Below are 13,637 nucleotides of genomic sequence, written 5' to 3' on the forward strand. Positions count from 1 at the left end.
ACTTAGAAACACCGCTATCCGCGTTTACCTGCAAGCAGGTACAAAACGGCCATCCGGATGGCCACACCATTCTCCACTTGGTCAAGGATAATCGAATGGTGGCTATCGGCCACGTCACTGGTAATTTCCACACCACGGTTTATCGGCCCGGGATGCATGATCGTGATTTCTTTGTCGAGCGAGTCGAGCAATTGTTTGTTCAACCCATAAAGCATGGAGTATTCCCGCAGGGATGGGAAGTAAGCAATATCCTGGCGTTCCAATTGGATACGCAGCATATTGGCTACGTCGCACCAGTTGAGGGCATTGACTAAGTTATATTCAACCTTTACCCCCAGCGAGCTGATGTATTTCGGTATCAAGGTTGTCGGGCCGCACACCATGACCTCCGCACCCAATTGGCGAAGGCACAGGATATTCGATAATGCTACCCTGGAATGCAGGATATCACCGATGATAGCCACCTTCTTGCCCGCTATATCGCCGTAACGTTCACGGATGGAAAATGCATCCAATAGCGCTTGAGTAGGATGTTCATGAGCGCCGTCACCGGCATTGACGATCTGGGCCTTCACATGCTTGCTCAGGAAAATCCCTGCACCCGGATAAGGGTGCCGCATCACGATCATATCCACTTTCATGGCCAAGATGTTATTTACGGTGTCAATGAGCGTTTCCCCTTTGCTCACGGACGAAGAAGAAGCCGCAAAGTTGATGGTATCCGCAGACAGCCGCTTCTCGGCCAACTCAAACGATAGCCGCGTACGCGTAGAATTTTCAAAAAAGACATTGGCGATGGTGATGTCACGCAACGAAGGGACTTTTTTGATCGGGCGGTTCAGCACATCCTTGAAATTATCAGCGGTCTCGAAAATAAGCTGGATATCTTCCTCGTTGAGATCCTTGATACCCAAAAGGTGCTGTGTGCTGAGTTGCCTTGGTGTTGTCATTTAATGCAAAAAACGATGGTATTAATCTTCTTCTGTCAGTAGTGTAATCCGATCGTGCGTATCCACTTCTTTCCAGCCCACGGTCACCCGTTGGGAGTCTATCGAATCCACCTGTATACCGATGTAATCGGGTTCAATGGGCAATTGCCGTGAAAAACGGCGGTCTACCAAGACCAATAATTCTATCTTAGCCGGTCGCCCGAACGCCTGCAGCGCATCCATTGCCGCGCGGATGGTCCTGCCCGTCCACAGCACATCATCCATGAGGATGACCTTCTTGCCTTCTACGATAAAATCGATATGGGTACTGCTCGGCACCAATGGGCCGCTGTCTTTTCGCCTGAAATCATCACGGAAAAAGGTGATATCCAATTCGCCATAAGCAATGGCAGATACCCGTTGGATCTGTTTCAATTCTTCCACAATCCGTCGTCCGAGATTGGTACCCCGGGGCTGGATGCCAATAATCACCGCGTCGGAGAAGTCGGCATGATTCTCTATCAGTTGGTGGCATAGCCGCTGGATAGTAATCTGGAATTTCTGACCTTCCAATAATATAGATTGTTTCATTCGAAACTGACTTTCAAAGTGGCACGGAACACGCCACAAACCTACTACATTTTTTTTATTTATGGTGCCCCTGATTGAATATTTTTCCGCTACAGCAGCCTATCCAAAAGCCTCGGATCCATACCGAAAGCTGTCGGTTTGAAAAATTTTACAACGGCGAAATTTATGGCCCGCGTGTTGATGATGACATTGCGCTCGGACGGGACAATAGCCGATGGCACCGAGAAGGCTACAATGGAAGTTTCCCTGAGCATTTGCTCGCCCAACCATTGCGAGTAGTCAATATCATGCGCCCAATTGCCTGCCAGGCGAGCAGTATCGGTATGGTAAATCCGGCCCGCTTCCTGCGGTATGTCGATTTGCATTACCATCAGCTCCGCGGCGTCCTCTTTACCCTGGGCGTGCACAAATTTCTCCAGCAAGGCAAGTGAGATATATTCGCTTGAATACAGGCAGGCCATCCCTTTGGGATTCCAGCGCCCACCATATAACCGGGCTCCAGTGCCCGTCCTGTCCATGATGTAATCGCGATGCGCCAACCGATATACCCGCATGCTCAGCTATACACGCCATAAGCCATGCGGCCCAGCTCATCGGCAATAAGCTGTACCCCGCCAAAAGACCGCAACGCCTCAAAGCCAACTTCTTTGCCCAGGATGGTCTTGGGAATGCGGAGCCATGCTTCGAAAGCTGCCGCATTGCCGAAAACAGCCAACCCAATGCTGGCTAGGGCAGCCAACTGATGAAGATGCTCCGCGTGCAATCCTTCAAAAGATTTCTGTTCTTTGAGGTAACGCTGCAAAGTACGTTCGCTGATGTGGAGCATGTCTGCCCATTCCTGCTGTGTGAAAGGCAGTTTTTCATTGAGGGACTCAAACTGGGGTATAGCAAACAAATCGGCCTGTGCCGACGACAGATAGATCGCTGCAGGCTCAGCTATGCCCCGTGCGTCACGGACTGAAGATTGAGGCTTATCGTACTGGATAGTTTTCATTTTACGCCTTTTGTCATACAAATATACGACAAATATCACCATGCACCAACTATTATTTCCGCTTTGACTGTTTTTCTTTTAACTTTTTGACATCCTGCTCAAACTTATCCCGAAGGGCTTTGTACTCCGGGGAGTTGTACAACTCCAAGTCAAAAAAATCATCGAATTTGCCCATGTATCCTTTGGGGATCTCCAATGGCTTTCCATCGAAGATGGAATCCAGTATCAGGTATGGCATAGCCTTTAGTTCAAACATCATGGAATCAGCACCGGCAAACCAAATCTTGCCGGGTTGGGGTTTGAGGTTCATCAGTTTTAGCGAATCACCAAATAAGACGAGCGAATCGCGATAAACCATCTGTATCCTTTTGCTGAGCGTGTCCCGTTTGGTGACAATGACAATTTTCCTGTTGGCAGTGGTGTCTGTTGAATCCGCCGGCGGCGCAAGCCGGATTGAAAGTTCCGTTGCCGATGTATCCAACGGCGACAGCTCCCTTTCTCCACCATCGGCGATTATGCGATTGACGGTATCCGTTCCTGTTTTCTTCGGACTCGCCCAGGCCAGCGATGCTGCCGCCAAAGCGGCTACGGCCACGATAATTAGCTGCTGCCTGACGTTATGGTATGCGTTACTCATGCTGGTAATACGTTTGATGCGTTGAAATAATTGCGATTGCTGCCTGCCGGTAGCAGCCATGGCCAACCCATGATTTCCAGTTCCAGACAGCGACGCCACATGCAGCAGTGTCTGTGCATAGAAAATCGGCTTGCCGGTTTGCTCCAGCACCTTGTCATCGCAGGCATGCTCGCGTTCCTGGCTGATGATTCTGCCCAGAAGCCACACAAACGGATTGAAAAACAGCAAGGCTTCCATTGTCGTCTTAAACAGATTGAGCAGGTAGTCATTTCTCCGGATGTGCGATAGTTCGTGTATCAATATGGCTTCCACCTGATCCCCGTCCAAGTGATTAGGCAGTGCCAGCGGAAAAAGCACCAGGGGCTTGAAATAACCGATGACCACCGGGGCCTTCACCTGCGCTGAAAGCCAAAACCCCACCTGCTTGGTCACCCCCATACGCAGCAACATTTGAGCGAAGATGCCGTTCCAGTCGTCCGGAACAGTGTGCAAACCTACCCTGCGCAAGCGGCTAAGGCGAAGGTAACCGCCGCCCAATAAGGCAAACTGCAAGCAAAGCCCCACAACATATCCCGTTGCGAGGTAACGGAAAATGGGCACCACAGGATTCACTGTGACGTCTGAATACAATAGAAACGCCGCCAGAAACCCCAGCTCCGGCGTGCCGTCGCCCCCGCTGCGAAAAGAAAACTCCAGCAGGCTGAAAAAAACCGATATAAAGCCAGCAAAAAGCACCAGCAATGAAGAAAAAGACATCACATACCTGATCCGGGCGTTGGCCTCCGGAAATGCCGCAAACAGTAGCAATAATAAACCGTAAACCAGCGCGCCAATCCACAGGGAATGGATGATGCTCCATCCCGTGGCTTCGATGATATTATCCAAGGAGATATACATGGTTTTATGATGATGAAGTTCTACAATCACAAACTACGATTTATTTCGTACTCAAATATACGAACACTTTCGTAAACACAAAATATTTTTGCATTTTTTTGAAATGGATATGTTCAAGTTTAATTTAGGAACAAAGAAGCTATCCGTCCATCCGCTCCAGCCAGCACCACCCAACTGCCGGTTTTGGCCTTTCGCAGGACATGGAAGCTTTCGTCTGAGACGGCTACCCACGAGGCTCCGCCGTCCGTTGAGGCATCCACGCCCGATGTGCCTACGGCTACCACATGATACGGCCCCACATACTCCACGGCCGATCGGTACCCGTTGGTGGGTACGGTGGGCTGCTGCCAAGTGGCACCGCCATCTGCTGTCACGAATACCGCCTTTTCATTGTGCTCGTCTTCCTGGAAGTCGCCTCCTACCACCACCCCGTGCTGCTTATCCCGAAAGGCGATGGAAAATATCCCCGTGGAGGCGGTGCCTTGGATAATCGGACAGGTGTACGCCGTCCAAGTATGGCCGTAATCCGTTGCGTGGAAAAGCCGGGATTGGCTCCCCCCACTGGCGATAAACACATGCCCGTCTGGCAATACCCGGATACCTGTGCCGCTGGCCGCGAAGCCGGCTTCACCGTCGGCCAGACGGATTTGGGCTTGGTTGCTGATGTCCTGCCATGTCTGGCCGCCATCGTCCGTTGCCAGCAATTGCATGATCCCGCCTATCGGATCACCATAGGCCAGTCCCCGCTGTCCATCCCAGAAATCCATGCCATCAAAAAAGATTTCCGGCCGTTCATCGCGGTGGGTTTCCTGCCAAGAACCACCCCCATCGGTGGTATGGAGTATCACCAATGGCGAGCCGGCGCTGATGATTAGTGCTTCGTCTGCCGAAAAAGCTTCAATATCGCGAAAATCCATTGCTTCATGGCTTGCGACCTGCTGCCAATGCCACGTTTGCCCACGATCAGCCGTGCGTCCTATCCACCCATTGCTACCGCTTACCCAAGCCACCGAATCATCCAACACGGAAAGCCCGCGTATGCTGGTTGGTGTGCCTGCTTCCAGCATCGTGATCTTAGGCTGTTGCCCGTAAACGGGTAAAATAAACATACAACTAATCATCCACAGCAACTGGTTCATTTTATACAACTATTTGGCCATTTCTTCCAACAACAAAGTCTCCAACACGTTTCCGCTACTTGGCGCTGGGGCATTAAAATCCACAATATTTCCTTGTTTGTCTACCACAATAAATTTAGGGATCGCATTGGCGACATAAGCCTGATTCACTTTTCCATCCTCATCGTAGAGCTGCAACCAGTGGGGCTGGTCTTCTTCCAAAGCCTTCCGCCATTCCTTTTCTCCGTCCGATACCGCAACACTGACAAACTCAACACGTTCATCGTCTTTATACTTTTCATATAACTGCTTAAAGCTTGGCGTCTCTTGCCTACAAGGCACGCACCAGCTTGCCCAAAGGTCGATATAGACGACCTTTCCTTTGAAATCCGACAGGTTATATACCGTTCCTTCGGCGCTTTTCAAGGTAAAAGCCGGTGCCGGTTTGCCGGTTTGGGTCTGTAGCAGTTCCTGTTCTTTATCAGCAATGAGCTGTTGGATGGCCGTTTTATACGCTTCGCTTGCTATGGACTGGATAAAAGGTTTCAGGGACGCCTTTGCCCCATTCAATTCTTCAATAGTCTTTGTATAGGGAATGCGGGAAGTCACCGTTGCATTGAGGTAATAGTCTTTTACACGTCCGCTTAATACTTCGTTGATTTTCCGGATAGCATGACCTTTTTCTTTCACTAAGGACGAATCCTTCCTCGCGTCGAGATATCTTCTGTAAGTAACATATTGGTCAAGCGCCCAATTCTTATAGTCTTGTGAAATCAAGTATGCATCCTGCGAGAAATTAGCCAACAATTCGTTATCAATATGCTTTTTCGCAAAATCCATCGATTCCTCGAAACCCATCGGTGCCCGGTTGACCGCTTCCAACAGGTAATACGCTTCCATAAACTGGTTATCTAGCCGCACCATATTGGCAAAATACGCAAAATACGGATCGTCAACCGGGTCTTTAGTAAAGACAGCCGAAGCGAGGGAGTCATTCAATGCCCGCTGTTTTTTGGCATACGCCGCCAATGCTTCCGGATCCAGCATCCAATACTGGGTGGTATCATTCAACGCAATATACGTGGCGGCGCGTGTAATCTTGTACTGATTGGCTGCTGCCCCCTGCCCTGTAATCGCCAATGTCTTAACTAACGTCCGGAAATCGGTTGCATCGCCCGTAATCGTGAGGTCGTACCCCGGAGCTATATAGATGTCGTTGATTTGTGTCCTGTTTTGCTGGATACTGGTACGCTGAGGGTATTTTACACCCCAGGTCTTCAGGTAGAAATTCCCTTGTTCGTCCAGGTTAAGAGTCTCAATTTGGTATTCCCGTCCGCTGTCCGATTCGAAAAAGATTTTCAAAGTCCGTTCGGGTGAATTGATCAGCCGCCCTTGAATAATAAAAGGTTCTCCGGCCGACTGTTTCTGTGCGAATGCAGCAACAAAAGTTGCCATCCCGGCAAATATTAGCGATATACGCAACACAAATCCGATTAGCTGCGCTTTTTTGTCTACCGTCATATCCATCATTATCATTCCCCGAAAAACACCTGGCTATATCGATCAAACAAGGCTGTGGCTGCCTCGTGCTGCTTTCGTTGCCCGTGTGCTTCTGCCACCAGCGCAAACTGCTGCAACGCCACCATGCTATCGCGGATAGCCATACCTTCAACATTGGGCTTGGTCTCGGCAATAGCGGCATAATAAGCCAACTGCCCGTCCAAGAACGCCACATTGCGTTCCAACAATGTGTTAGCCTTCGCCATTTCGCCCACGTCGTATAATTGATCGGCCAATATCGGATAGTGTGCAGCCAGCTCCACCAAATGTGTTCGATCAGGCAATACGTCAACGGCGCGGTTGACGATATCTTTAGCTGCATCCTTCCTCCCTTCGGCAATGAGCATCTCCGCCGTATCTGAAAACACCTTGACTGATTGGCCCACCAAGGTATACGACGTCGGGTCAAGATAGGTCGCCTCCTTCATATTGCCCCAAGCATATTTTTGCATGAGGTTGCCGTACATGGCGTCGGTATTTACCAACCGTTCGCCGCTACCCCCTTCTTTCCGGGCGTTCACCGGCATCAATCGCAATGCAAACCCTTCGGACACTAAGTAATCATCGAGCCCAAGCCGTTGGCTTTCCGGCACGGAAAACGCAAAATATATCGGGCGCTTCCACTGGTTGTGTACCAAGACATCCATCATCGTCAACTCAGCGCGGGTTACAAATTCTTGGTTATATGTCCACACCATCGTATCGACGATGTCATCGTGCCACTTTTCGGGAACCACTTGGTTTTTGGCTATCTGCTCCTTATCCACCGTCAGCTTAAACCGCTTGGTGGGCAGGAAATTCCGTCGCGATCCATTTGAATATTCCAGCTGATCGGAAGGGTTGTCAGACAGTAGTAAGGCCAGCAACGTCTCCAGCTCCACGGAATCCTTAATACCGTAGTCATGGTAATACAACACATCACGCTGCCCCTTGACGAATTGTCCGTCCGTCATGGTAATCGGCAGCGCCCCGGCGCTATTGACGGGCTTCTTCATCTGCCGCACCTGCCAGTCCATCCCCAATAAGCTGAGGTTGACCACACGGACATCCGGCCGCACACCTTCCACCTCCTGCAGATACCAAAGAGGAAACGAATCATTGTCGATATAAGTAAATAAAATGGCGTTTGGCGCACACGACTCCAAGTAATTACGGGCCATATCACGTGCCATGAATTTCTGCGAACGGTCATGATCATCCCATCCCTCCGCTCCCATCAGGATGGGGGCCATGAATAACCCAGATACCACGGCAACCGGTATGGCAATACGCTGGTTCCAACGCTTTTTCAAAGCGTCTGCAAGCCCGGCCACTCCCATACCTATCCATATTGCAAAGGCATAAAACGACCCGGCATAGGCATAGTCCCGTTCACGGGGTTGCAGCGGACTTTGGTTGAGGTAAAGGACAATCGCCAGTCCCGTGAAAAAAAACAGCAGCCCCACCACTGCCATGTCCCTGCGGTGGCGTCTCAGGTGCCACACCAATCCAACGATGCCAAGCAGCAAGGGAAGGAAATAAAACGTATTCCGTGAAGGATCGATACGCATCGCCTCCGGCAATGCATCCTGCCCGCCAAGCCGCCATTGATCGATGGCCTTGATGCCGCTTATCCAATTGCCTTCTGTATAGTTCTCGAAAAGCGGCTGCCTATCGTTTTGCCTTCCTGCAAAATTCCACATGAAATACCGCCAATACATGTGGTTGAGCTGGTAGTTGGCCAGGAACTTGAAGTTATCCGCAAATGTCGGTTGCTCTTGCTCTCCCAAGCCCAGCCAAGCACGGTATGCCTGGGGATGGAAGTCGCGATCGCTGTAGATACGGGGGAATAAAGTGGTGCGGTCATATATATACGAAAGATCTTTCCCCGCCACCTCGTACTTGTGCCCGCCCTTCCGGTATATGTCGGCTCCCTGCTTGATATCGACGGCGTTAGCATCGAAGTATGGGCCGTTTACCAACGGTTCGCTACCAAATTGCCCCCTATTCAGGTACCACAGGAACGAAAAAGCATCATCCGGCTGGCTATTGTTCAATGAGGGATTGGCCTTTGCCCGGATAAGTACCATGGCAAACGAACCGTATCCAAAGATGACGAAGCTCAGGCAAACCAGCACCATATTGAGCAGGGGCTTTACCCTACGGATGGAATACCGGATACCGTAGCCGATACCACCCACCAACGCAAGGACGAAAACCGCTGCCCCTGTCCCAAACCCCATTCCCAATGTATTCACAAAAAATAAATCTGCATGGGCAGCAAATTTGACAAGGTATTGAATGACACCCCATAAGATTACCCCCAGCAGTGCGCAGCCAATTAATAAGGACTTGGCTATGCCCCCCGCCGTCGCCCTGGATGCCCTGCGGAAATAAACCACCAACGCCAACGCTGGTATGGCCAGCAGGTTGAGCAAATGCACACCAATGGATAGCCCCATGATGTACGCGATGAATACGAGCCATCTGTCACCGCCCGGCTCATCAGCCCGCGCTTCCCATTTGAAGATGGCCCAGAAGACCACCGCCGTACATAATGAAGACATGGCATAGACTTCCGACTCGACTGCGGAAAACCAGAACGTATCCGAAAACGTATAAGCCATCGCACCCACCACGCCTGCACCCATGATTTGCAGCAACGCCATGGACGTGAGGGTTTCCCCGCTTTTCCACACGATTTTCCGCACCAGGGCAGTGATGGTCCAAAACAAGAACAAGATGGTCAGCCCGCTGGATAATGCCGACCCGAAATTCATCCAGTAAGCCACACGCTGCGGGTTGCCCAGCGCAAGGTTCGAAAATACGTTTTGCAACATCAGGAACAGTGGTGCACCGGGCTGGTGCACTACCTGCATGCGATAGGCAGCCGCAATGAACTCCCCGGGATCCCACCAACTGGTGGTCGCTTCCATGGTCAATGCGTAAGTGGCTGTGGCTATCGCCGCACATAGCCAACCGATAAGGTTATTGGTTTTTTGGTAGTTCATGTTTGTCCGGTTCGTGGGTATTCAACACTTGACTGTAATTACTGCCTAAAGTTAGGCGATAAGTGTTTATACCGTGCTTGTCCAAACCGGATTTAACATTTTTTAACACCGAGACCCGGTGGACCGGATTCAGTAGTCGACCGGCAATTGTTTCATAAACTCTGTGATAGGCGGATGGTTTGCCTGCTCAAAAGGCAGGCCCGTATTGCGCAGGCTCACAATCCGGGATACCCGGAAATCACGGTAATCCTTCCGCAGGTAGCACCAGCCAATGACGTGCCAGTTCAATGCATAGAATATCAAGCCAACAGGCTCGATACGCCTGCCGCTTTCCTCCCCATCCCCCTTGCAATAACGGATTTCGAGTATGGTTTTGGAGACGATTGCCTCCTGCAACGCCGACAGGTGTTCATAATCGTGGCCCTTCAAGTCGCGGGGAAGCTGGAAGCCCGTATTGCTGACCAAGTACTCCAGCTTTTCCCGTTGGGAATCCCGCATGACGGCCTTTACCTTATTCAGCGCATTGGAATAATGTTTTTGGATGGATTTATCGGCAAATCCCGCCAGCAGATTCTCCATGAGCAACAGCGCATTGGCTTCCTCCAGGTTAAACGACACCGGGCGCAGGAAATATCCCTCCACGACAAAATATCCCTTGTTCGGCTCAAAGCCTACAGGGATCCCCTGCTCGTTTAGCGCTTTAACGTCGCGGTACACGGTACGGATGCTGATAGCGAATTTTTCCGCAAGCTGATCCCCGGTCACGTATCGGCGCGATTGCAACAGGGTGAGCATACCAAACAACCGATCGATCCTATTCATAGCAACGCCTTAGTTCGACGGTATCCCTCCGCCGAAGAACCGGGCTTCATACTGCCCGAAAATGTTGGAGACACGCGCCGCCAACTCCTCCTGGCCATGTTCCTTGGCCGATTCGGCAAACCGATTCAACGTAAACATGCAGTATTGGATATTTTGCATCTCCAGGTTGGGTTTCGTTTCGGTGATAGCGGCAAAATAGCGAAGTTGTTCCTCCAGATAGCCGATACCACGCTCCATCAATGCATTGGCCTTATCGGTCTCCCCTACCGCATACAGGTTATCTACAATAAAGGAGTAGCTGTACACATCCATGATTCGGTAAATCCGTTCCGGCATGATCTCCAAGGCATTATTCAGCAGTTTTTTGGCTTCTTCCACCCTGCCTTCAGCAATGAAAGCCTCCGCGGGGGCAGCATAGATATTGTTCAATATCAAGCTGATCATGCGGTATGACTCTGGATCGATGTATGGCGAATTGCGGATATTGCCCCATGTATACTTGTTCATAACGTGATCATACACGGCATCTGCATTGACCAGCCCTTGTGAGGTATTCTGTTCCATATTGATGGGCATCAACCGGAGTGCAAATCCTTCGGACACCAGGTAATTGTCCAAGCCCATGAAATTTTCACTCGGTACGGTAGTTGCAAAATAGATAGGCCGCTCCCAGTTGTTATTCACGAGAATATCCATGATAGCCAATTCGGCACGGGATACGTAATTACGATTATATGTCCACCGTAGGGCGTCGACAATGCTATCCTGCCATTGCTCAGGGACTACTTGGTGCTTGATGACGTCCGCTTTGTTGATGCTCAGTTGTAAATTCTTTGTCGGCAGGAAATTTTCGGGTTCCTCGCCCTGGATTTGCCGCTTGTCGTTGGGATTATCGGAAAGCATCAGCGCGACGATATTTTTCAACTCCACCGATCCGGGGATTTTAGCGTCCTGAAAGTAGATGACATCCCGCACCCCTTTTTCATATTTTTCATCCGGAATGTTGATGGGCAATGGCTCCGCCTCGTTCACTTTATCCTTCATCTGCCGTACATACCAATCGGCACTTAACAAGCTCAGATTGACCACCCGTACATCCGGTCGTACTTTTTCTACTTCTTGGGCGTACCACAACGGGTAGGTATCGTTATCACCATAGGTAAATAAGATAGCGTTTGGAGCGCAGGACTCCAGGTAGTCCTTGGCAATATCCCGGGCCAGGAATTTTTGGGAGCGATCGTGATCATTCCATCCATCCTTAGCCAAAATTACCGGGCCGGCTAGCAGGCCGATCGCCGCCGCTGCGATTCCCGCTGTCCGCGCATTGAGTTTTTTCACCAGCCAATCGTTGATACCCATCACGCCCAGCCCAATCCAGATAGCAAAGGCATAGAAAGACCCTGCGTAAGCATAATCCCGCTCACGGGGCTGCAATGGCGTCTGGTTGAGGTACAATACGATGGCCAAGCCTGTCATGAAAAACAACAGCCCCACAACGCCTGCATCCCGCTGGCGACGCTTGAAGTGCCAGAGTGCACCAATCAATCCCAAAATCAAGGGCAGGAAATAAAACTTATTATAAGAAGGATCGGTGATTTGCGATTGGGGAAGCGCGTCTTGCCCACCCACGTGCAACTCGTCAATAAACTTGATGCCACTAATCCAGTTGCCCGTGGTGAGATCACCATGCCCCTGCTGATCATTCTGGCGGCCCACGAAGTTCCAAAGGAAATACCGCCCATACATATGGCCTACCTGATAGCTAAAGAAAAAGCGCAAGTTGTCGCCAAACGTAGGTTGCTGGCTTTCACCCAGGTTAAGGTAGCTGCGGTAATACTGTTGGTGAGCCGGTTCCCGGTAGCTGTATATCCTTGGAAAAACGGTCTCCCGGTCAAACACATAGTCGAAATTCTGGCCGGCCACCTCATACTTCTCCGCTCCTTGCCGATAGATATTACTTCCATAATTGATATCCACGGGCCGTGAATCAAAATAAGGGCCCTTAAAAAGCGGATTATCACCGTATTGTTCGCGGTTAAGGTAACTCAGGAAAGCGAATGCGTTGTCCGGATCGCTATTATTCAACGTCGGGTTTGCTTTGGCCCGGATGAGGATCATCGCGAAGGAGCTATAACCGAAGACAATAAAGGCAAATGCCAGCAGAATCATATTAAGCAAGGGCTTCGCTTTTTGTATCGAGTACCATATACCATAAACGGTACCACCAATGAGCAGCAATGCAAACACCACCACGCCCGAACCGAAGCCCATGCCCAGCGTATTCACAAAAAACAGGTCAAAGTAGGCCGCAAATTTGATGAGGTATTGGATAACCCCCCAGAGCACCACGGCCACCACCACAAAACCAATCAGCAGCGCCTTAATTGCACCACTGCTGGTGGCCTGCTGCGCACGGCGGAAATAGACGACCAACGCGACGGCGGGGATGGCCAACAGGTTCAAGAGGTGCACACCGATGGACAACCCCATTATATAGGCGATAAAAAGAAGCCATTTGTCCGCTCCTGCATCATCCGCATGCGCCTCCCATTTCAGGATTGCCCAGAAGACCACTGCCGTGCAGAGGGAAGACATGGCATATACTTCAGATTCAACCGCTGAAAACCAGAAGGTGTCTGAAAAGGTGTACGCCAAAGCACCCACCGCCCCGGCACCCATGATTTGGAACAATCCGCCTTCGGCGAGTTCGGCCCCCACCTTCCATACCACTTTCTTAGCCAGTGCCGTAATGCTCCAAAAAAGAAAGACAATCGTCAATCCGCTGGATACCGCCGAACCCACGTTCATCCAAAACGCAATGCGCCCGGGATCGCCGAAGGCCAGGTTGGAAAATACGTTCTGCAACATCAGAAACAGGGGGGCTCCCGGCTGGTGCACAATCTGCATCTTATAAGCTGATGCAATAAACTCGCCCGTATCCCAAAAGCTTGCCGTGCGCTCCGCCGTGAATATATACACCGTGGTCGCCAGCAATCCGCATAACCAGCCTATAATATTGTTGATCCTATTGTAGTTCATAAAGTATTGTGCGTATGGTTCATTATAAAATCACGCCCCGAAAATAAAGAATAGTATGGT

Annotated in this window: 10 protein-coding genes; all 10 read right to left on the reverse strand. The window is 50.5% G+C overall.

The genetic code is table 11. The features are described from left to right. Window positions 1-14 precede the first annotated feature (14 nt). Window positions 15-950, reverse strand: a complete 936-nt coding sequence (locus tag BMW65_RS06025) for an aspartate carbamoyltransferase catalytic subunit (RefSeq protein WP_090603604.1) — start codon at window positions 948-950, stop codon at window positions 15-17. A gap of 21 nt (window positions 951-971) precedes the next feature. Further along, window positions 972-1,520: a bifunctional pyr operon transcriptional regulator/uracil phosphoribosyltransferase PyrR gene (gene pyrR / locus BMW65_RS06030; protein ID WP_090603606.1), complete on the reverse strand. Its 549-nt coding sequence runs from the start codon at window positions 1,518-1,520 to the stop codon at window positions 972-974. An 89-nt stretch (window positions 1,521-1,609) separates the two neighbouring features. Continuing rightward, on the reverse strand, window positions 1,610-2,074 hold the full coding sequence (locus BMW65_RS06035) for an RES family NAD+ phosphorylase (protein ID WP_090603608.1): 465 nt from the start codon (window positions 2,072-2,074) through the stop codon (window positions 1,610-1,612). 2 nt (window positions 2,075-2,076) lie between these two features. Continuing rightward, window positions 2,077-2,514 (reverse strand): type II RES/Xre toxin-antitoxin system antitoxin, encoded by a 438-nt coding sequence (gene parS, locus BMW65_RS06040; protein ID WP_177181017.1) that lies wholly within the window; start codon window positions 2,512-2,514, stop codon window positions 2,077-2,079. 52 nt (window positions 2,515-2,566) lie between these two features. After that, window positions 2,567-4,048, reverse strand: a complete 1,482-nt coding sequence (locus BMW65_RS06045; RefSeq protein WP_090603612.1) for a M56 family metallopeptidase — start codon at window positions 4,046-4,048, stop codon at window positions 2,567-2,569. A gap of 119 nt (window positions 4,049-4,167) precedes the next feature. Further along, window positions 4,168-5,157, reverse strand: coding sequence for a WD40/YVTN/BNR-like repeat-containing protein (locus tag BMW65_RS06050; RefSeq protein WP_177181018.1), 990 nt, complete (start codon window positions 5,155-5,157; stop codon window positions 4,168-4,170). A gap of 39 nt (window positions 5,158-5,196) precedes the next feature. Further along, window positions 5,197-6,621 carry a TlpA family protein disulfide reductase gene (locus BMW65_RS06055; RefSeq protein ID WP_177181019.1) on the reverse strand — a complete coding sequence of 475 codons (1,425 nt, stop codon included), beginning with the start codon at window positions 6,619-6,621 and terminating at the stop codon, window positions 5,197-5,199. A gap of 77 nt (window positions 6,622-6,698) precedes the next feature. Continuing rightward, a complete protein-coding gene (locus BMW65_RS06060; protein ID WP_090603618.1) occupies window positions 6,699-9,716 on the reverse strand; it encodes a protein O-mannosyl-transferase family in 3,018 nt (1,005 codons plus the stop codon). 129 nt (window positions 9,717-9,845) lie between these two features. Then, on the reverse strand, window positions 9,846-10,538 hold the full coding sequence (locus tag BMW65_RS06065; RefSeq protein ID WP_090603620.1) for a helix-turn-helix transcriptional regulator: 693 nt from the start codon (window positions 10,536-10,538) through the stop codon (window positions 9,846-9,848). 9 nt (window positions 10,539-10,547) lie between these two features. Then, window positions 10,548-13,577: a glycosyltransferase family 117 protein gene (locus BMW65_RS06070; RefSeq protein WP_090603622.1), complete on the reverse strand. Its 3,030-nt coding sequence runs from the start codon at window positions 13,575-13,577 to the stop codon at window positions 10,548-10,550. Window positions 13,578-13,637 lie beyond the last annotated feature (60 nt).

Origin of the sequence: Parapedobacter koreensis, assembly GCF_900109365.1 — a bacterium.
GTDB classification, from domain to species: Bacteria; Bacteroidota; Bacteroidia; order Sphingobacteriales; family Sphingobacteriaceae; genus Parapedobacter; species Parapedobacter koreensis.

Coding starts and splice junctions, on each gene's coding strand:
- BMW65_RS06060 (WP_090603618.1), bottom strand. CDS start 9,716: ATGAACTACCAAAAAACCAATAACCTTATCGGTTGGCTATGTGCGGCG.
- pyrR (WP_090603606.1), bottom strand. CDS start 1,520: ATGAAACAATCTATATTATTGGAAGGTCAGAAATTCCAGATTACTATC.
- BMW65_RS06070 (WP_090603622.1), bottom strand. CDS start 13,577: ATGAACTACAATAGGATCAACAATATTATAGGCTGGTTATGCGGATTG.
- BMW65_RS06050 (WP_177181018.1), bottom strand. CDS start 5,157: ATGTTTATTTTACCCGTTTACGGGCAACAGCCTAAGATCACGATGCTG.
- BMW65_RS06065 (WP_090603620.1), bottom strand. CDS start 10,538: ATGAATAGGATCGATCGGTTGTTTGGTATGCTCACCCTGTTGCAATCG.
- BMW65_RS06035 (WP_090603608.1), bottom strand. CDS start 2,074: ATGCGGGTATATCGGTTGGCGCATCGCGATTACATCATGGACAGGACG.
- parS (WP_177181017.1), bottom strand. CDS start 2,514: ATGAAAACTATCCAGTACGATAAGCCTCAATCTTCAGTCCGTGACGCA.
- BMW65_RS06025 (WP_090603604.1), bottom strand. CDS start 950: ATGACAACACCAAGGCAACTCAGCACACAGCACCTTTTGGGTATCAAG.
- BMW65_RS06045 (WP_090603612.1), bottom strand. CDS start 4,048: ATGTATATCTCCTTGGATAATATCATCGAAGCCACGGGATGGAGCATC.
- BMW65_RS06055 (WP_177181019.1), bottom strand. CDS start 6,621: ATGGCAACTTTTGTTGCTGCATTCGCACAGAAACAGTCGGCCGGAGAA.